The 19,768-nt window shown below is 33.7% G+C and carries 22 protein-coding genes; 9 read left to right on the plus strand and 13 right to left on the minus strand.

Annotated elements, in window-relative coordinates; all coding sequences use genetic code 11:
- Positions 1 to 132 precede the first annotated feature (132 nt).
- Genes rpsB through argS form a run of 8 tightly spaced genes read left to right on the plus strand, consistent with a single transcriptional unit; the run spans position 133 to position 7,910 of the window.
- Entirely contained in the window at positions 133 to 942 is an 810-nt protein-coding gene (gene rpsB, locus CAV_RS01705; RefSeq protein WP_094324794.1) for a 30S ribosomal protein S2, read from the plus strand.
- On the plus strand, positions 942 to 2,018 hold the full coding sequence (gene tsf / locus CAV_RS01710; RefSeq protein WP_094324795.1) for a translation elongation factor Ts: 1,077 nt from the start codon (positions 942 to 944) through the stop codon (positions 2,016 to 2,018). The genes rpsB and tsf overlap by 1 nt, the downstream gene beginning before the upstream one ends.
- 1 nt (position 2,019) lies before the next feature.
- Positions 2,020 to 2,655, plus strand: coding sequence for an ABC transporter ATP-binding protein (locus tag CAV_RS01715; RefSeq protein ID WP_094324796.1), 636 nt, complete (start codon positions 2,020 to 2,022; stop codon positions 2,653 to 2,655).
- On the plus strand, positions 2,642 to 3,409 hold the full coding sequence (fliR, locus tag CAV_RS01720; RefSeq protein ID WP_094324797.1) for a flagellar biosynthetic protein FliR: 768 nt from the start codon (positions 2,642 to 2,644) through the stop codon (positions 3,407 to 3,409). The genes CAV_RS01715 and fliR overlap by 14 nt, the downstream gene beginning before the upstream one ends.
- Before the next feature lie 54 nt (positions 3,410 to 3,463).
- Positions 3,464 to 5,464, plus strand: coding sequence for a midas domain-containing protein (locus CAV_RS01725; protein ID WP_094324798.1), 2,001 nt, complete (start codon positions 3,464 to 3,466; stop codon positions 5,462 to 5,464).
- Positions 5,461 to 6,081, plus strand: a complete 621-nt coding sequence (gene gmk / locus CAV_RS01730) for a guanylate kinase (protein WP_094324799.1) — start codon at positions 5,461 to 5,463, stop codon at positions 6,079 to 6,081. The genes CAV_RS01725 and gmk overlap by 4 nt, the downstream gene beginning before the upstream one ends.
- The gene (locus CAV_RS01735) at positions 6,082 to 6,321 is read left to right on the plus strand and encodes a Sec-independent protein translocase subunit TatA/TatB (protein ID WP_094324800.1); all 240 of its coding nucleotides are present in this window, start codon (positions 6,082 to 6,084) and stop codon (positions 6,319 to 6,321) included.
- A gap of 5 nt (positions 6,322 to 6,326) precedes the next feature.
- A complete protein-coding gene (gene argS, locus CAV_RS01740) occupies positions 6,327 to 7,910 on the plus strand; it encodes an arginine--tRNA ligase (RefSeq protein WP_094324801.1) in 1,584 nt (527 codons plus the stop codon).
- A 2-nt stretch (positions 7,911 to 7,912) separates the two neighbouring features.
- Here argS and CAV_RS01745 read toward each other — a convergent pair whose 3' ends face one another.
- The 8 genes from CAV_RS01745 to fliL all read right to left on the minus strand — a co-directional run bounded on the left by CAV_RS01745 (position 7,913) and on the right by fliL (position 12,417).
- Entirely contained in the window at positions 7,913 to 8,161 is a 249-nt protein-coding gene (locus tag CAV_RS01745) for a TFIIB-type zinc ribbon-containing protein (RefSeq protein WP_094324802.1), read from the minus strand.
- 48 nt (positions 8,162 to 8,209) lie between these two features.
- Positions 8,210 to 8,746, minus strand: coding sequence for a threonine/serine exporter family protein (locus CAV_RS01750; protein ID WP_094324803.1), 537 nt, complete (start codon positions 8,744 to 8,746; stop codon positions 8,210 to 8,212).
- Complete coding sequence (locus CAV_RS01755) at positions 8,743 to 9,519, minus strand: threonine/serine exporter family protein (protein WP_094324804.1); 777 nt, start codon at positions 9,517 to 9,519, stop codon at positions 8,743 to 8,745. The genes CAV_RS01750 and CAV_RS01755 overlap by 4 nt, the downstream gene beginning before the upstream one ends.
- Before the next feature lie 47 nt (positions 9,520 to 9,566).
- The gene (locus CAV_RS01760; protein ID WP_094324805.1) at positions 9,567 to 10,181 is read right to left on the minus strand and encodes a DedA family protein; all 615 of its coding nucleotides are present in this window, start codon (positions 10,179 to 10,181) and stop codon (positions 9,567 to 9,569) included.
- Positions 10,181 to 10,663 (minus strand): peptidylprolyl isomerase, encoded by a 483-nt coding sequence (locus CAV_RS01765; RefSeq protein ID WP_094324806.1) that lies wholly within the window; start codon positions 10,661 to 10,663, stop codon positions 10,181 to 10,183. The genes CAV_RS01760 and CAV_RS01765 overlap by 1 nt, the downstream gene beginning before the upstream one ends.
- 11 nt (positions 10,664 to 10,674) lie before the next feature.
- Positions 10,675 to 11,382, minus strand: a complete 708-nt coding sequence (locus CAV_RS01770) for a YebC/PmpR family DNA-binding transcriptional regulator (RefSeq protein WP_094324807.1) — start codon at positions 11,380 to 11,382, stop codon at positions 10,675 to 10,677.
- A gap of 124 nt (positions 11,383 to 11,506) precedes the next feature.
- Complete coding sequence (gene acpS, locus CAV_RS01775) at positions 11,507 to 11,869, minus strand: holo-ACP synthase (protein WP_390088412.1); 363 nt, start codon at positions 11,867 to 11,869, stop codon at positions 11,507 to 11,509.
- Positions 11,866 to 12,417 carry a flagellar basal body-associated protein FliL gene (gene fliL, locus CAV_RS01780; protein ID WP_094325517.1) on the minus strand — a complete coding sequence of 184 codons (552 nt, stop codon included), beginning with the start codon at positions 12,415 to 12,417 and terminating at the stop codon, positions 11,866 to 11,868. The genes acpS and fliL overlap by 4 nt, the downstream gene beginning before the upstream one ends.
- 88 nt (positions 12,418 to 12,505) lie before the next feature.
- Between fliL and CAV_RS01785 the strand changes: the two genes are divergently transcribed.
- Positions 12,506 to 13,864 carry a phosphomannomutase/phosphoglucomutase gene (locus CAV_RS01785; RefSeq protein WP_094324809.1) on the plus strand — a complete coding sequence of 453 codons (1,359 nt, stop codon included), beginning with the start codon at positions 12,506 to 12,508 and terminating at the stop codon, positions 13,862 to 13,864.
- 26 nt (positions 13,865 to 13,890) lie between these two features.
- Here the strand turns inward: CAV_RS01785 and CAV_RS01790 are convergent, their stop codons facing one another.
- The 5 genes from CAV_RS01790 to CAV_RS01810 all read right to left on the minus strand — a co-directional run bounded on the left by CAV_RS01790 (position 13,891) and on the right by CAV_RS01810 (position 19,761).
- Positions 13,891 to 14,193 (minus strand): c-type cytochrome, encoded by a 303-nt coding sequence (locus CAV_RS01790; RefSeq protein ID WP_094324810.1) that lies wholly within the window; start codon positions 14,191 to 14,193, stop codon positions 13,891 to 13,893.
- A gap of 108 nt (positions 14,194 to 14,301) precedes the next feature.
- On the minus strand, positions 14,302 to 15,348 hold the full coding sequence (locus CAV_RS01795) for a hypothetical protein (protein ID WP_094324811.1): 1,047 nt from the start codon (positions 15,346 to 15,348) through the stop codon (positions 14,302 to 14,304).
- 71 nt (positions 15,349 to 15,419) lie between these two features.
- Entirely contained in the window at positions 15,420 to 16,112 is a 693-nt protein-coding gene (locus CAV_RS01800; protein ID WP_094324812.1) for a hypothetical protein, read from the minus strand.
- Between the two features lie 262 nt (positions 16,113 to 16,374).
- On the minus strand, positions 16,375 to 17,415 hold the full coding sequence (locus tag CAV_RS01805; protein WP_094324813.1) for a Cj0814 family flagellar-dependent secreted protein: 1,041 nt from the start codon (positions 17,413 to 17,415) through the stop codon (positions 16,375 to 16,377).
- Between the two features lie 147 nt (positions 17,416 to 17,562).
- On the minus strand, positions 17,563 to 19,761 hold the full coding sequence (locus CAV_RS01810; protein WP_094752796.1) for an endonuclease MutS2: 2,199 nt from the start codon (positions 19,759 to 19,761) through the stop codon (positions 17,563 to 17,565).
- Positions 19,762 to 19,768: the final 7 nt, after the last annotated feature.

Below are 19,768 nucleotides of genomic sequence, written 5' to 3' on the forward strand. Positions count from 1 at the left end.
CTACTAAAAGTAAGCAAAATATAAACTTAATTTTGATATAATCTAGCCTTTATTTCACACGCACCAATTCTTTTTAGGTTGCTTTAAAGCTAAGGGGTGCGGAGGGAAAAACCTAAATTTCAAGGAGATATTATGGTAAGTATGAGAGACTTGCTAGAATGCGGTGTGCATTTTGGACACCAAACCAGACGCTGGAATCCTAAGATGAAAAAATACATCTTCGGAGAAAGAAAGGGAATTTATGTAATAGACTTACAAAAAACCCTTAGGTATTTTAGATACACTTACAACATAGTAAGAGACGCCGCGGCTGAGGGTAAAACCATACTTTTTGTTGGAACTAAAAAACAAGCAAGCGCAGCTATAAAAGAATACGCCGAAAAATGCGGCATGCCTTATGTAAATCATAGATGGCTTGGCGGCATGATGACAAATTTTGGCACTATAAAACAATCCATAAGAAAATTAGAAATCATAGAAAAAATGGAAGAAGATGGAAGCGTAGAATTGCTTACTAAAAAAGAAGCTTTAATGCTTTCAAGAAAAAAAGAAAAGTTAATAGCCTATTTAGGAGGCATTAGATACTTAAAAAGCCAACCTGATATGATTTTTGTTATAGATACTGTTAAGGAAAAGATAGCTGTTGCTGAGGCTAACAGACTAAAAATTCCTGTAGTTGCTCCGCTTGATACAAATTGTGACCCAGATTGCGTAACATACCCAATTCCTGGCAATGATGATGCTATCCGCTCTGTACAGCTCTTTTGTCAAGAAATGGCTGAGGCTATAAATGAGGGTAAGAATTTAAGAGAGCAAGATGCGGATCTTTTAGATGAACAAAAAGTTGAAGTTGAAATAAGCGATGAGGAAAAAGAAGAAGTGCTAGAAGAGGCTATGAGTGAGGAATTTAGCGAGGAAGATTTTAAGGGAGAGGATAAATAATGGCTGAAATTACTGCACAAATGGTAAAAGAACTAAGAGAAAGCACCGGTGCTGGTATGATGGACTGCAAAAACGCCTTAAAAGAAGTAGATGGAGACTTCGAAAAGGCTGTTAAATATCTTAGAGAAAAAGGACTTGGTCAAGCTGCTAAAAAGGCTGATAGATTAGCTGCTGAGGGTCTAGTGGATGTTGTGATTAGTCCTGATTTTAAAAGTGCTACAGTTAGTGAGATAAACTCTGAAACAGACTTTGTTGCGAAAAATGAGCAGTTTATAGCACTTACTAAGGATACTACAAAACACATACAAGAGAATTCTTTAAGCACTGTTGAGGAACTACATAAAAGCGTTATTAACGGAACTCCTTTTGAAGAGTATTTAAAAACACAAATTGCAACCATAGGAGAAAATTTGGTTGTTCGTCGTTTCGCCTCTTTAAAAGCTGAAAATAACGGCGTTGTGAATGGTTACATACACACAAATGGCAGAGTTGGAGTTGTAATAGCAGCAAGTTGCGATAGTGAAGAAGCAACTACTAAGGTTAGAGATTTTCTAAAGCAGCTCTGCATGCACATAGCGGCTATGAAGCCTAGTTATCTTTCATACGAGGATTTAGACCTTGACTTTGTTGAAGCTGAGTATAAGGCCTTGGTGGCTGAGCTTGAAAAGGAAAACGAGGAAAGAAGAAGATTAAAAGACCCTAACAAACCTGAGCATAAAATTCCTAAATATGCTAGTAGAAAGCAACTAAATGAGGATATTTTAAAGGCCAAGGAAGAGGAAATTAAGGCTGAATTAAAAGCTCAAAATAAGCCTGAAAAAATTTGGGCTAATATAATTCCAGGCAAGTTAAATAGCTTCATAGCAGACAATTCACAGCTTGATTCTAAGCTCACACTTATGGGTCAGTTTTATGTTTTAGATGATAAAAAAACTGTTGAGCAAGTTATAAAACAAAAAGAACAAGAACTTGGCACCAAGATACAAATTTTAGACTTTGTAAGGTTTGAAGTGGGCGAAGGTCTTGAAAAGAAAAATGAAGATTTCGCTGCTGAGGTTGCAGCACAAATGAGTTAAAATGCAAATATTAAGAGCGGAAGGTATTAGCAAAAGTTTTGATTATCCGCTCTTTTGCAATCTAAATTTATCTTTAGCAGAGGGTGAGTGCGTAGCTATTCAAGGTAGCAGTGGCTGTGGCAAATCCACTCTTTTGCATATCTTATCCACGCTTTTAAAGCCAGATGATGGCAAGATTTTTTTTCAAAATTTAGATATATACTCCTTAAGCGATAGTGAAAAACTTAGGATACGCAGGTATTTTTTTGGCATAATTTTTCAAATGCACTATCTTTTTAAAGGCTTTTCTACCTTAGAAAATATCGAACTTGCCTCTGTTTTATCTAGCAAAGAACTCGATATGAGCATTTTAAAAAAATTAGGTATTTATGAGCTTATAAGCAAAAAGATAACAAAGCTAAGCGGAGGACAACAACAAAGAGTAAGTATAGCAAGGGTTCTTTGTAAAAAACCTAAGCTGATTTTTGCTGATGAGGCCACGGGAAATTTGGATAATGAAAACGCCTTAAATGTTATGAGCATACTTAAAGATTATGTAAGAGAAAACAAGGCCGCTATGCTTTTTGTTACTCATGACAACAAATTAGCCTCCTTGTGCGATAAAATTTATCACCTTAATAAAGATGGAATTTATTAATTATTTAGGCGATGAAAATGTTGCTAAATTCATGCTTTTGTTCGCTAGAGTAAGCGGACTTTTTGTTTTCTTTCCTTTCTTTTCGCATAACAGCATACCAATGATTATCAAGGCTTCTTTATCCTTGCTTTTAACTATGTTTTTGTATCCATTAGCCCAGCTTAACACACCTAGTTACAATAGTTTTTTTATACTTCAAATACTAAGCGAGGTTTTGCTAGGGATAATAAGCGGCTTAATTCTTACAATGGTATTTGCTATCATACAAATGGCAGGAGAGCAAATTTCATTTACCATGGGTTTTACTATGGCAACTGTAATAGACCCAAGCTCTGGCGTAAATTCTCCCATAACCTCACAAATTTTACATCTTTTGGCATTATTGTTTTTCCTGGCCTTTGATGGACATCACTTGATATTACTTTTTATCGCTAATTCTTTGGATTACATTGTTTTGGGCGAGTTTTATCCAAATGAAAATTTGTTCAAATACATAAGCACAGCTATGTTAAATATCTTTCTAATAGGCTTTACCATGGCTTTTCCTGTGCTTGCTATATCCTTGTTGGCTGATTTTATTTTTGGGCTTTTGATGAAAACCATGCCGCAGTTTAATTTACTAGTGGTTGGATATCCTATTAAAATTGCCCTGGCTTTTGCTGTTTTAATAAGCATTTTATTAATTATGATGCAACATTTTAAAGCACTTATGTTAAAAGTTTTTTCAAATATAGAAACTTTATTTTTTATATAAGTAATAAATAATTTATAATGTGATAAAATAGGTGGCTTTTTTAAGGATTTATTTATGAAAATTTTACTTTTAAATAAAAACCCGATTATATCCAAGCTTGTAAAGCTTAGTGCAGAGAAAATAGGGTATGACTTTGAGGAACAAGAGGATTATAAAGACGGCTTAAGTGCCGATGTTATCATAATAGATAGCGATGTAAAAGCTGATTTAAAAACTCTTAGCGAAAATTCATCTAAGTTGATATATTTAAGCCCTAAAAATCAAGATAATAATGAAAATTTTTATATAAGCATACACAAGCCTTTTTTACCAACTGATTTAATCAAGCTTATACAAGATAGCGGCGAGACAGTAATTTTAACAGAGGATAAAACAGAGGATGAAGCAAAAGATAATGGTGCTGACATTAGTCAAAATGTAGCAAATGATGAAAGCGCTGAACTTGATGTAAGATCTTTAGATTTTGATGATATAAAAGATGAGCAAAATACCGCAGATGAAAATAGTAGCGACAATGTGGCCTTAGTAGAGGAAGAATCAAGCAGTGAGAGTGAAGAAAAAAATCAAAATACACAAAATGATGAAGCGTTCGAACTTGATGTTTCATCTTTGAATTTCGATGATGTAAAAGATGAAAAGCAAGCTACAGATGAAGGGCAAGATGAGAATTTTGATGAGGGCGATTTGGATGCAGCCCTTAAGATGAGTGCAGGCGAAAAAAATGAAAAGATAGATACGCAGGATTTAAGTGAGGATGAGATAGATACAAATTTTGCCTTGCAGGATAAACAAGAGGATGAGAAATACATATTTGGTTCTAACGAGGTAGATGAAACAAAAAGTGATGAAAATCTTAATGAGAATTTACAAGATGGTTTAAAAGATAATTATTCTGATGAGATGGCTTTAGCAGATGAGCCAAAGGATGATTTATCCAGCGATATAAATTTAGCAGATGATTTAAATAACCAAATAGATGAGCCTAGCAAGATACAAGCTGAGGATGAAAAACAAGAAAATGCCAAGACAAATATAAATAGTGAAGATGCGAATTTAGAAAGCAGCGTTGCTATTGATAAAAATCCTTATGATGATATGAGGATAGACTTAGATTCTTTAGAATTTGATGAATTTGATAAAGACGGTTTAACTCATGATGACACAGACAAGCCGTTAGAGCCAGATACTCTTGCTAATGAAGTAGCTAATGATGATGAAGCAAGCAAAACAAATAGTGATGAAAATCTTAATGAGAATTTGCAAGATGTAAAAGATAATTCCTCTGATGAGATAACTTTAGCAGATGAGCCAAAGGATGATTTATCTAGCGGTACAAATTTAACAGATGAAGAAAACGCTATTGTAAATGAGCCTAGTGTTGATGAAGCGACATTAAATGATGAGTCTGTCCTTGATGACATAGATGATAAGCAAGAAGATAGCAAGGTTGATTTATCCTTAGATGATGAGATAAGTTTGCCAAGTGAAAGCAATGAGCCTGATAGCGAACTTCCTTTTGTGGTTGAGGAGAAGGAAGAGGAGAAAATTAACTTTGATGATATACCAAATGACGCTAAATTTATAGGCCAAGAAGAGGAGCAAGCAGACGATAGCCTAGATATTAAGCCTGTTTTACTAGATGATAATCCTGTGCAAGATAACAACAAGTCTGTTCAAGAGCAGATTAAAGAAGAGCTTGCGATCTTAGATGAAATGGATAATCAAAAAGATGATAAAGTTGCTGATGGCTTAGATATAAAAGTTCAAAGAACAGATAGTCTTGATAAATCCTTTGAAAGCGACCTTGAAAATATAAGTCAAGAGGATATGCAAATAGCACTTGGAGAAATAGTGCAAAATGACAATATAAAAGAAAAAGAGTCAGCAAACAAGGAAGTTAGCCAAGCAAATAATAATGAAATTATAGATGAGCTTAGCAAAAGTATAGCCGGAGCCATAAACTCGAGCATAAAAGATGAAACACTAAAGGCTGCTTTAAAAGGTATGAATATGAACATACATATAAACATAAATTTTGGAGAGGATAAGGCTTGAAGCAAGGTTATATTTTGCTGCTTTCTGGCCCAAGTGGTGCTGGAAAATCCACGCTTTTATCAAAACTCTTAGAGGATTTTAAGGACGAACTTTATTTTTCCGTATCCTACACTACAAGAGCGCCTAGGGAAAAGGAAAAAGACGGGATAAATTATCATTTTATAAGCAGGGATAGTTTCGAGAAAAAAATTCAAAATGGTGATTTTTTAGAATATGCCAAGGTTCATGATAATTACTACGGAACCTCGTTAAAAGAGGTTTTAGATGCTTTAAATGCCAATAAAATAGTCGTGTTTGATATAGATGTGCAAGGTTTTATGCAGGTTAAAAATAGCCTAAAAGATAAGCTTTGTTCGGTCTTTGTTAGCACAAAGGATTTATTTACTTTAAAGCAAAGGCTTAATAATAGAGCTACAAATGATGATAATTTAAAGCAACGTTTGCATAATGCTAGCTTGGAGATGAACTTTTTAAAAGAGTATGATTATTTTATAATCAATGATGATGTAAATATTGCTTATGATGAGTTAAAAAATATATTTAAGGCTGAAAAATTAAGAATTACAAGATATAATGTCGATAATATTTTACAGCTGTGGAATGATAAAGGAGAGTAAATGGGATTGAGTTCTATAGGACCTGGACAGTGGTTAATTATCTTACTTATAATAGTTTTACTTTTTGGTGCTAAGAAAATACCTGAGCTGGCAAAGGGTTTGGGCAGAGGAATTAAAACCTTTAAAGATGAGATGAGCTCTGATGATAAAAAAGATATACAAAAAATAGAAGAAAAGCAAGAAACCGCCGCTTTTAAAGCTGATGAACAAAGTGCAAAAAGCGAAGAAAAGAAAGCGTAGTTTTCTTGAGAAATATAGTATATCAACACATTAAAAGTATTTTAAAAAGAGACTTTGTTTTAGAATCTCCAAGAGATAGAAATTTAGCGCATTTTGCTACACCTTTAGCCTTTACCTTGGCTAAAGAGCTTAAACAATCACCGCATTTAATAGCACAAGACCTGCTGCTTTGTTTTGCTGAGGATAGTTTTTTTGATAAGGTAGAGTGCGTAAATGCTTATATAAATTTTAAACTTTCGCCTAAATTTTTAAACACTCTTTGCACTCAGGCTTTGAGCAATCCTTCCTCTTTTTGCAAGGGCGAGCAAAAAGAGCAAAGTATTTTTCTTGAGTATGTAAGTGCAAATCCTACAGGCCCGCTTCACATAGGGCACGCAAGAGGCGCTGTGTACGGCAATACTTTGTATAATCTAGCTAAGCATTTAGGATATAAAATTCACAGCGAATACTATGTAAATGACAGCGGCAAGCAAATATCCTTGCTAGGCTTGTCTGTTTTATCAAGAGTTAAGCAGCTTTTAGGGCATGATGTTGAAATTCCAGATGAGTGCTACAAGGGCGAGTACATTATAAACCTAGCAAATGAAGCACTTTTGAAATTTGATAAATCATTTTTTGTGGATGAGAATTTAGACGAACTTGCTTTGTGGGCCAAGGACAAAATGCTTGATAATATCAAAAACACCCTAGCTGATGCTAAGATATATATAGATAATTATATGAGTGAGAGAGCTATATATAAAGAACTTGATGAAACTCTTGAGCTTTTAAAACAAAAAGGTGGTGCGTACGAAAAAGACGGCAAGCTTTTTTTGGCCTCATCCTTAAAAGGCGATGAAAAGGATAGGGTGATTTTAAGGGAGGATAAGTCAGCTACTTATCTAGCTACTGATATAGCATATCATAGACATAAAATGTCATCTAAATACGATGTGTTCATAAACATTTGGGGCGCTGACCACCACGGATACATAGCAAGAGTAAAGGCTGCTATGAATTTCTTGGGCTTTGATGATGATAAATTAGAAATTATCCTAGCGCAAATGGTCTCACTGCTTAAGGCTAACAAACCTTACAAGATGAGCAAGAGAGCTGGAAATTTCATACTTATGCAAGATGTTTTAGATGAGATAGGTAGCGATGCCTTAAGATTTATTTTTATAAGCAAAAAATGCGACACGCACCTAGAATTTGATGTCGATGAATTTAAAAAAGAAGATAGCACAAATCCGGTTTTTTATATAAATTATGCTTATGCAAGAATTCATCAAGTCTTTGCAAAGGCGCAAAAAGAAACAAAAGATGTGATTAATGCTGATATTTCCTCCTTAAATGAGGAAGCTTTAAATTTGCTTTTTGAGGCCTTAAATTTAGAGGCAGTGCTAAATGACGCCTTTGAAAGTAGGGCTTTGCAAAAAATCAGCGATTATTTAAAAATGTTAGCAGGACGCTTTCATAAATTCTATAATGAAAATAAGGTTCTTGGTGCTGAAAATGAGGACGCTTTACTAAAGCTGTTCGCCGCGGTTGCGTTAAGCATAAAAACAGCACTTGCCATAATCGGCATAAGTGCTAAAGACAAGATGTAGGCTTAGAAATCAAAAAGTTCTCCAAGCCAACTTTCCCTCTTTTTCTTTTTATAGTATCCGTCGTTGTAGTGGCGTTGTTCCTCGTAGCGTCTATCATCTCTAAAGCTTTCTTTAGGGGCGGAATTTCTTTCTATTATCTTGTCAAGCTCGCCCCTGTCAAGCCAAACACCCCTGCATTTAGGGCAGTAGTCTATTTCAACTCCGTTTCTATCACTCATAACTAAGTCTACATTGCAAACAGGACACAGCATTTCATCTCCTTTTAAATTTGCGTAAATTTTATATATAAAGCATAAATGTTAAGTTGCTGCGTGAGTTCTTTTGTATTTTTTGTATCTGTCAAAGATACTGCTATGTCTAGTCATCATCAAGCTTTGTTCAAAAAATATTATAAGTGTTATGGAAACTCCAACCGCAAGGGCCAAAGTAACAGATAAGGTTATTAAAAAATAATCAAAAAATTCAACCAAATACCTAGTTTTTAAAGCTAAATCATTACTATTTATAAAGGAAAAAAGATACAAAATAGCTCTATAAGCGTAAATTCCCGGTATCATGGGAAGCAAGGCCGGAAAGGCTATTATCTCGGCCGGTGTTTTTGAAAGCTTTGCAAACAACATCCCAAAGCAGCCGACCACAAAGGAGGCCAAAAATGTTGCTAGAGCCAAAGTTTGTATGTTTGCAAATTCCATTAAGAAAAATCTAAATCCATGACCTATCGCAGCTAAAATAGCCGTAAAAAATAGCGTTCTAATGGGCGGATTGCAAGCGTATGCAAAGGCAAAGCCCGTTATAGCAGCAAAAAATACATCACTAAGCAGTAAATTCACATTCATTGCACTAGCCTAAAATCTGATAAAATCAACGTAAGATACAGCCCCAAAGCTATACAAATGATTAAAATTATAATGTTTATAATCTTGCTTAAGCCAACTTGTATATAGTCCTTTAGTATGTCAATTACTGAATTTATAAAGAAAACTCCGGGTATTAAATACAAAATACTAGAGCCAAGTGCCACTTCAGGAGTGTTTGTTAAATTTAAACTAACCCCTATATACGCTATATAAGAGGAAATGAACGAACAGCACAGATACAAAATTCTTATACCGACATTAAATTTCATGCCAAGCATTTTTAAACTAGCCCCAACTAAGGTGCTAAAAAATATCAAAAACAAGGTGGCAAAATCACCTCCAAAAAGCCTTGAAAAAGCTGCACTGCCTATGCTTTGTATAAGCACATAAGAATACATAGGTCTTTTTTTTGTGCTGATGAGTTTTTTAAAACACCTCTTGGCAACCTTTATATCGTGTATATGGTCATATATAGCCCAGCTTAAAGCGCTTAAATTTGATATCAGGGTAAAATCTATGAGCAAAAATTTATTCTTTACTATGTAGGTTCTTAGGCTGGAGTAATCATCAGGGTCTATTATGTTTATGATTGTTCTGTTAAAAGAGAAATTTAAATTTAGGGTGTATCCGTAGCTTTGAGCTATCCTTATGGCACATCTGTTTATTCTTGAGCTATAAGTGCCTATGCTAACCATGGCTGAGACATAGTCGATTATAAAATTAGAGAATTCCTGAATATCTGGCTTTTGCATAATATTTCTTATGTTTTTTTCTAATTATAAGACAATTTCTTTGCATTTTAGTGTAAAGTTTTGTTTTTTTTCATTTTTTTGTTTATATATATGTAAATTCCGGTTGCTAACAATGCAAATATCACAATGGCTATTAAAATTTGATGTAAGGATTCTTTTATAAGCTCCTCATTTTGTCCTAAAAAATACCCCAAATACACCAAAATGCTAACCCAAATTCCGCTTCCAGCTGCTGTAAAAAATACGAAGTTAAACATCTTCATCTTTGCAAGTCCAGCTGGCATTGATATATACTGTCTTATGCCTGGTAGCAATCTACAAATAAAAGTTGAAAATTCTCCGTGCTTGTTGAAAAAGGCCTCAAATTTTTGGAATTTTTCCTCTGTTATGCCAAAAAATTTCCCGTATTTAATCACAAAGGACCTGCCCCAAAAAAAGCAGATATAGTAATTTATCAAAGCCCCAAGCACAGAGCCTAGTATCCCGCACAAAATACATATATAGGCGTTAAATTCTCCCTTGTAAGCTAAGTATCCAGCAGGTATCATCACGACCTCACTAGGAAATGGTATAAAGCAGCTTTCTATAGTCATTAGGATTATAATTCCTACGTATCCTAGATCGCTTGCTAAATTTAAGATAAAGTCTATAAAAGATTGCATTAATTTTTCTCTTCTATCTCAATATCTAAAATTTTATCTCCAGCCCTTATAGAGTCTAAAACTTCTAGGCTTTTTTCGTCTTTTTCATCAATTTGTCCAAAAACTGTATGAACTCCGTCTAAATGAGGTTGCGGGCTGTGCGTTATGAAAAACTGCGAACCGCCTGTATCTCTACCTGCGTGAGCCATGCTAAGCGTTCCTCTTAGGTGTTTGTTTTCTTGATTATCACACTCGCATTCTATCTCATAGCCAGGTCCTCCTATGCCATTTCCGTAAGGACAGCCAGCCTGAACCACGAAATTTGGAATAACCCTGTGAAAAGTTAAATTTTTATAAAAACCCTCTTTGGCTAAATTTGCAAAATTACACACAGTTTGAGGCGCCTCATCTGCAAAAAGCTCTAAAGTCATATCGCCTTTTTCTGTCTTTATGATAGCCTTTTTATAGTCTTTGGCCTTGCTTGTGTCTATTTGTTTTAGCATTTATTTTCCTTTCATTCTATGTTTGTATAAACAGACTGTACATCATCGTCATCTTCTAGCTTTTCAAGCAGTTTTTCTATCTCATTTTCCTCGTCTTCGCTTAAGCTTATCGGCGAATTTGCGATGTATTCTAATCCGGCTTTTTTTATGCTCAAATTCTTTTGTTCTATAATGTCGCTTAGTTCTTTAAATGAAGTATAATCGCCTATTACAAGCAAGCCATCATCATTGTTTTGCAGCTCCTCAAGCCCATAGTCTATAAGCTCAAGCTCAAGCTCCTCTAAATCGCCCTCGTATTTTTCTAGGTAAAACACAGCCTTTCTTGAAAACATGAAATCAAGAGATCCGTTTTGCAAGAATTCAGCCTTGTTTTTATTAAAAATCGCCTTTATGTTAGCAACCGTTCTTGTTGGATTATCGCTCATGCACTCAACTATCACAAGCACGCCATAAGCTGCCTTGCCCTCATAGCGAAGCTCTTTTATGTCGTTCGCGTCCTTGCCGCTAGCTCTTTTTATGGCAGCTTCTATGTTGTCCTTTGGCATATTATTTGCCTTTGCTGTGGCTATGGCTAAACGCAATTTAGCATTCATCAAAGGATCACTCCCGCCCTCTTTAGCAGCTGCTTGTATAGCTTTTGCAAGTTTTGGAAATAACTTGCTCATCTTATCCCATCTAGCTTCTTTTGAAGCTCTTCTGTACTCAAAAGCTCTTCCCATTTATAAAATCCTAATCTAAAATTTTAAATTTACAAATCATTAATCTAGTATCTTTATAATCTCAATGCTAAGACAATACTAAACTTGGTTTTACTCATAAAAACTCCTTTATGTAAAAGGAAGGTTACTTGCCTTCCTTTTCACATTCTAATGCAACCACCGCTATTGCAAAGCCGCCATCGTGAGATATGCTAAGAGAACTTGATTTGATACCGAAATTTTTATTTACCTTTTCGCTAAAATCAAGCAAAGGTTTGTTTTTATGGTCCTTGCTAATTTTCACATCTAAAAAACCAGCTTCAGAGCTAATGCCAACTCCTAAGGCCTTTAAAGCAGCTTCTTTGGCCGCAAAAAAACCAGCCAAAGATGAGGCGTTTGTTATGATTTTTTGCTCATCCTTGCTTAAAAATTTATCTAAAAATAACTGCTTGTGTTTGTTATAGCTTTTTTCAATCCTACTTATAAGAACTATATCACAGCCTATCACGATACAACGAAGTCCGTAAAATACATATCTTTAATAAAGCCGTCGTTTAGAATTTCATTTATACGCCCCACAAGCTCATCCTTAAGTCTTTCCTTGCCTCTTGTAGTGCTTATCTCCTCGTAAGTTTTTGAGGTTAGAGTTCTTATGATTATATCTCTTATGATAGATGTTTTTTTCTCTAACTCTGTTTGCAATAATTCAGTGTTTTGCTCAAGCTGAATGCTGCATTTTAGATACCTTGAACCGCTATTGCTTAATAAATTCACAGTGAATGGTTCTAGGGCAAACATAGGGCCTATATTTGCAAAATCACTTCCTCTTTGTCTGCTATTGGCTGAATTTTGCGTATTCTTGGGCTTGTTTGCACTTTGACTTTGTTGAGCACTAACTTCAGTAGCCGGTGTAGCCTCATCAGCAGGGCCAGAAAATACCAAATACCCTATAGCGCCTATTATGGCCAATAAAAGCACGAACAAAACTATAACAATGATAAGAACTAAAGATATTTTTGAGCCTTTTTTTTCTTCCGTTTTTGCTTCTTCTTCCACTCTATTCCCTTTTTTTATGAAAAATATTGTAAAATTGTATCCATTTTTTGTCATTTTTGCAATAAATTTACATAAAAAAGGAAGTCTGATGTTAAAAACAATCTTTAGAGAATACGATATAAGGGGCATTTATCCTACGCAGTTAAACGAACAGGTGGTAAAAACCATAGGTTATTTGCTGGGTTTAAAGATGAAACAACGCGCTTGTAAAAATGTGAGCGTTGGCTATGATGCAAGGCTTAGCAATAAAACTCTTTTTGCCTATCTTAGCAGCGGCTTAAATAAAGCGGGAATTAAAGTGTATCATCTAGGTCTTGTGCCTACACCGCTTGGGTATTTTTCTATGTATGAGGGCATGAAATTTGACGCAAACATTATGATTACAGGTTCTCACAATCCAAAAGAATACAACGGCTTTAAGATAAGCATAAACAAAGAAAGTTTTTTTGGCAAGGAGCTTTTGGCCTTTGCTGACGAGGTTTTAGAGAATTTAAATTTGGATATACAAGATGATACAAGCTGCGAAGATTACGATATTTTAAGCGTTTATGTGGATTTTATGTTAAAGCAATTTAAGCATTTAAAAAATTTAGACCTAAAATTTGCTATAGACTGTGCCAATGGTGCTAGTTTTGTCGTGCTTAAGCCTTTAATAGAAGCTTTAAATTTAAAAGCAAAGGTTTTATTTGCCGAGCCTGATGGGAATTTTCCTAATCACGAACCAGACCCAACAGAAAGCAAGAATTTAAAGCCTTTGCAAGAACTTTTGCTTAAAGATAAGGATATGCAAATAGCCTTTGCCTTTGACGGAGATGCCGATAGGATTGTTGTTGTGGGTAAAAATAGAGCCTTTCATGGCGATGAGCTTTGCTATGTTTTTGCTAGTGCGATTGAAAAGCCAAGAATTCTAGCCGATATAAGGTCGTCTAAAAATTTATTTGATGAGGTGTCTAAATTTGGAACAATTTTAATGTCAAAGGCAGGACATTCAAACATCAAGAAAAAAATGAAAGAAGAAAATATCGACCTAGCTGCAGAGGTTAGCGGGCATATCTTTTTTAAACATAGGTATTTTGGTTTTGATGATGGTATTTACGCCTTTTTAAGAGCTTTGGAGCTTTTACAGCAAGGCAAGGATATATCTGCTATGATTGAGGCTTTGCCAAAGCTTTATACCTTAGATGAGATAAAAATAAAAAGCGATGATAATCTTAAATTTGAGTTAATCGAAAAGTTTAAAACTGCCATTAAAAATGGTGCCTTAGATGAGGTAAAGTCCTTGTGTGAGATAGACGGCCTTAGGATTGACTTTGGATGCGGCTGGGCCTTGTTTCGTGCGTCAAATACAAGTCCTTATGTTGTTACTCGTTTTGAGGCTGATAGTAAAGAAAGAGTTGAGGAAATCAAAAATAAAACTATGAAAATATTTGAGGATATAATGAAATAAGGCTTGCTTAAAAGCAAGCCTTTTGCTTATTTTAAAGTATCGATATAATCATCAATTGCTTTAAAATCAGCTTCTGTAAGACCTTTTAGGTTGATCTTCATTAAAGCACCTTGACCGTAAGCATTTCTGGTGCCTGCAGCGTATTCTTTCATGTATTTAAGTCTGTCAGCTTTTGATATACTATTTAAAGCTGGAACTTTGTTAAGATATACCTTGTCAGCCTTTGGACCGTGGCACACAGCACATTTTTTGTAAAGTGTAGCACCATCAGCAGCAAACGCTGAAACGCCTAGACATGCTAAAGCTGAAATAACTACTAGCTTTTTCATTGTAAATCCTTTTAATGTAAATTCAACTTATTATTTTATTGTTATAAAATTAATTTTTATTTAAAATCCTAGATAAACGATAATTTTTTATCATCAAAAATGTATTTTCTAAACATTCATATCTATCTTGTCTTTATCTACCCTAAATAACTTTTCTAATAATTCTAATACATCATTACCTTTTTTTCTTTCATTTTCTAAGAAAGTTAAAAAGAAATTTTTAGCTATATCATCATAAGTAAAAGTTTGAGATTTACTTTCAGCTTGTATAGGAGTGAAGGGTTTTTCTATATCTTTCACAAGCAAGTTATCCCCCATAGCCTCTTGAAATTTTTTTACAAAGATATCGTGTCTATTTTTAAAATCAAGATATTTTTCTTTAAATTCATCTAAACTTAAATCCTCGCTTAAAAGCTCATCAAATTCCTTTATAAAGGCATTAGCTTCCTTTGCTAAATCAGCTCCTAAATTGTAACTTGAGGCATAGTCTGCAAAGCCTTGTAGTTTTGACCTTTCCGCATCTACTCCTATATAAGTATCATTAAGCATAAAGGCAAAGACTGAATTTGCATTTGGACTTTTTAGCTGATTTTTCTGCATAAAGCTGTCAAATTCACTTGTGTTTTCACCACCAAAGCCATAAGATTTTCCATAAAGAGTATTTTTGCTTTGACTTAGGTTTTTCATATCCAAAAGCAATAAAAGAGTGTCAGCCTTTGTGTCAATATCTTTAAAACTTATATTAAATTCACTCTCTAGTTCTTTTTTGTCAAATTTTTTTCCAAACTCATCAAAGTTTTGCAATTTATTTTTATAAAGTGTACCAAGCTCTAAAGCCCAATCTATATCATAATACAAAGGTTTTAAACTAAGCTTATCACTTCTTAAGCTCTCATCTATGCCCTTGATAAGCCCTGCATTTATCTTAAAATCCTTAGGAATTCCCGCTGCTTCATTAAAATCGCTTGTAAAATATCCTTCTTTATCTACGCCATAGCCTAGAATTTTATCCACTGCTTCGCTTTTGGGTTTGACTAGGTTTTGGCTCGAAGTTGTGTTTAAAGGTAAAGTTGTATCTAAATTTAAATTTCGAATGTTTTTGTTATCTAAATTTGTATTGTATGAATTTAAGTTATTAGAGATAGCATTAAGCACAGTTTGCCTTTGTTTAAATTTATGACAAAAATCGTCAAAATTTAAAAAAGATTTAGGAAATTTAGCCTTTATTATCTAAGCTTTAGTAAATCCTCTAGCAAAGAATTTTTTCGCTCCTTAAATATATCCATATATCTTGAGCTGTTGTATAGATTGATTTGTTCATTTTCGATTTTTATATTGTTGCCGTTTTCGAATTTTACAGTCTTGCCATTATCAAGTGTTACTTCAGAATCAAAGGCGTATTTTTTAATCTTATCTATTTCGCTTTTTATACTTTCGTCAGAAATTCCGGCAATTTGAAAAAAATTTCGTGTTATACCCACTAAGCCATTTAAAAGCATACTTGACAATGAAAGATTGTTGGATATATCATCAGCAGATTTTGCTATAATATTTTTATCCTTTGAATTTAAGCTTTCGCTAGAGTGCTCAAGCTCTTTTAAAGTATCATTAAAAGCATTTAAACCTACTTGATACCACTCTACTCTTATATGGGTGAGTTTGGCAGCTAACTCACCTTTGCCCTCTTTTTTTACATTTCTTATCACTTCATCCATTTTTGATTTTATAGTATCAATGGCCTTGAAAAGCTCATCTTCGCTAACCTTGCCTAAACTCATAAAGTCAAAATCAGCCTCTATATTGTTATTTTTATTAAGTTCTACAAGCTCCATAAACAATTCGTTGTTGTCAACGCTGGAATTTGAGCTTTTATTTGTTTGGGTATATGTACTAGAATTTAGCGAAGTGTTTATAAACATTTTTAATTCCCTGAACTTATCTTATTTGATTATATCTGCCATTGTAAACCTGATTTGAAACAAAATCTTTAGCTGTATTGAAAATTTTTGTAGCTAAAGGGTTTACGCATGCACCTGTTTTAACTTCTAAAAAGATAAATTCTAACATAAAGTTTAATAAAAATTAATATAAGCATTATTTTATAAAGAAAAAGTTGCTTTCTTGTGTAAAAAAAGAATTTTAAATTTCAAACCTTTAAATTTATTTTTTTACTTATATTCACTAAGCCTTTAAATCAACTTTGCCTTTATCCACCCTAAATAAATTCTGCAATAATTCTAATACATCATTTCCTTTTTTTCTTTCATTTTCTAAAAAAGATAAAAAGAAATTCTTAGCTATATCATCATAAGTATAAGTTTCATTTTTACTTTCAGCTTGTATGGGGGAGAAAGGTTTATTTTCATCATCTAAATTTTTTTGAATTTTTATATTTAAATTTCCATTACTATCTTTATCTATATTTATCTTAGCTCCATTCATAGCTTCTTTGTAAAGAGCTACAAAAGCATCGTGTCTTTGTTTAAAATCAAGATATTTTTCTTTAAATTCATCTAAGCTTATATTTGAATTTACTAAGTCTTTGTATTCATCTCTTAGACTTTGAGCTAGCTTTGTTATATCAGAGCCTAGATTGTAGGTTTGGGAGGATTTGACATAGACAGATATTTTAAAAAAATCAGAATTAATACTCCATCCCTCACTAGGAAGCGAGTTTGGTAGATCTTGTATAGGATTTAAAGCCATAAAATTTTCGATTTTTCTTATATCTTTACCACTTGTATTTTTATCAAGCCCTGCTAATTTACCATATATACTACTTTCTCCACTGATAAATGTTTTCATACTTGAACTCGCAAAGACTATCAAGTCATCACCATTTACTATAAAATCATCACTTTTATTTTCTTTAAAAAAAGCATTATAAGCATTAGCATAAGTTTGTGCTAGGTCTATTTTGCTAAAAAATTTAAAAAATGGTGCTTCTTTTTGAAATAAAGATATAGACTTTTCTACTTCTTTTGCATTTAATTTAAAATCTTTTGGAATTCCTGCTGCTTCATTAAAATCGCTTGTAAAATATCCTTCTTTATCTACACCATAGCCTAGAATTTTATCCACTGCTTCGCTTTTATCTTTGACTAAAGTTTGGTCTAAATTTGCGTTCAAAGGTAAAGTTGTTTCTAAATTTAAATTTTGAATGTTTTTGTCATATAAATTTGGACTGTATGAATTTAAGTTATTAGATATAGCATTAAGCACAGTTTGCCTTTATTTAAATTTATTTAAAAAATCGTCAAATTTTAAAAAAGATTTAGGAAAAGTATTGTTTAAATTTATATCCTGTGTAAAAAGTAAATTTAAGCCTTTAAATCCACGGCGTAGCTTTAAAACACAGGCATTTATAAATTAAAATTTTATCACCTTTGCGCCAAAGCCACCCTGATTCATAGGTGCGTCGTTAAATTCCTTTACGCTTTTGTGCGTTTTTAAAAATTCCTTCACAGCAAATGCAAGCTTTCCTGTGCCTATGCCGTGATAAACTATAACCTCATCAAAGCCAGCCAACAAAGCGTCCGATATAAACATATCGAGTTTTTCTATGGCCTCTTCGCTTCTTAAGCCGTGCAAATCCAGGCTTACATTTGCTTTGGATTTTTTTTCTATATGAATTTTACTAGCTTCTTTTTGCGTGTTTTTCGTAGTTTTTTTGAGCAAAGAAAGCGGCACTCTAAGGCTTAGGCTTTCGCCTTGTATCAAAGCCTCGTTTTTGTTTATGCTTTTAACCTCGCCTTTTATGTCGTTGTATTTTACATAATCGCCGATTTTTATATCCTCCTTTTGCTGGTTTATCGTTGGTATTTTGATATTTTTTTTGAGTTCATTTGCCTTGTTTAAGCTTCTTTGCTTTTCTTTTATATCTGTAAATTTTATGGTGTTTTTAGCCTCTTTAATGGCCTCGTAGAATTTGAATTCTAAGTCCTTGGCTAGCTTTTGCATATTTTTTTCTTGCTCGTTTTTATCCTCTTGCACCTTTTGCAATAACTTTTCTAATTTTTCCTCTTTTTTGGCAACTTTTTTTAGCTTTGCCTTTAGTTCTAGTTCTAAATTTATATTTTTAGATACCATGCTTTCGAGGTTTTGCTTATCTTCCCCATAAAGCCTCTTCGCTTCTTTTATCAAATTTGGCCTTATGTTGTATCTTAAGGCGCTTTCAAAGGCGTAAGATTTGCCTATGGTACCTTTTAAAAACTCATAACTAGGCTTTGCATTTTTTTCATCATACAGTGCCGCTAAAAGCTCCACCTCTTCGTTTTGTGCTAAGAGCAGAGCAAGTCTTTTGTGGTGCGTTGTGATGATGATTTTCTTTCCTTCGGTGATAAGCTGCGAAATCAATACAGTATAAAGACAAGCAGCCTCCTCAGCGTCGGTTCCTAGCTCTATTTCATCAACGCCCAAAAGCAAGTCTTTTTTTTCGTGCAGCTTTGAAAATTCAAGCATTCTGCCCGCAAAGGTTGATATGTCGTTTTTTATATTTTGCGGGTCTTCTATAATGCTCACAAATTCTTTGAAGCTTCCTATCTTGCTTTGGCTTGAATTTATTGGCATTGGAAGCAAATATTTTGCCAAAAAACATGCCGAGATAATACCCTTTAAAAGCATGGATTTTCCGCCAGCATTAACTCCGGTAATCAACAAAACCTGTTTGTTAAATTCAATACTTACTTTTTTAGCGTTTTTAAGGGCTGGATGAGCGAAGTCTTTTAGGATTATATCTTTTGAACTATCGCTTGGCACAAACTCATAATCCTTACTTTTTGCTAGCAAAACCCTTGCGCTGTAAGAATCGAACAAATCAAAGGCTTGGTTTATAAATTTCAAAAAGGCTAAATTTTTATGAAAAATCGCAGATATTTTTTTAGCGTATTCGTAGTAAATTTCCTCTTTTTGAGCCTTTAAATCCTCTCTTTGTTTGTATAAATTTTCCACTGAATTTGGCACAACATAAAAGCCGCCTGAATTTGAACGAGCTATGATTTTGCATTTTAAACTTGATGAAAATCCGCCTCTTAAAAGCAAGCATTCCTCATCGTTTATTAGGTGAATTTGACTATCTATAAGGTAAGGGCTTAGTGTTTTTGAGTGCAATAACTTGCTAAATTCAAGCCTTATTTGCTCTGTTTTAAGCCTTAAGCTATCGTTTAAATTTACTAGTCTTTCGTCTAGCTCTTCTTTGATTTCTGCCTTTTCATCAAAGTATTTTGTAAGTTCTTTGATTTCATCACTGATTTGAATTTTATCTAGCCATTCCTTTAGGCAATGTTCAAATTTCAAGCCTTTAAGATAGATAAAATACCTTATAATCTTTACAAATTCAAAACTTTGCTTAAGGTGTAAAATTCCTTGTTTGCTAAGATGCATTAGTTCTGTGTTTAGGTTTTTTACCTCTTGTGGCGGCGTAAAATCAAGCTTTGCTAGCTCATTTATGCGTTTAAAATGAAGCTTGTAATCCCCTTGCAAATAAAACACATCTTTTTGCCTTGCTAGCAGTGCTTCAAAGTCTTGTATGTACGAGCTTAAATCAAGTTTTTGTAAGAGTTTTTTCATCTATAGT

It is taken from the genome of Campylobacter avium LMG 24591 (assembly GCF_002238335.1).
GTDB classification, from domain to species: domain Bacteria; phylum Campylobacterota; class Campylobacteria; order Campylobacterales; family Campylobacteraceae; genus Campylobacter_D; species Campylobacter_D avium.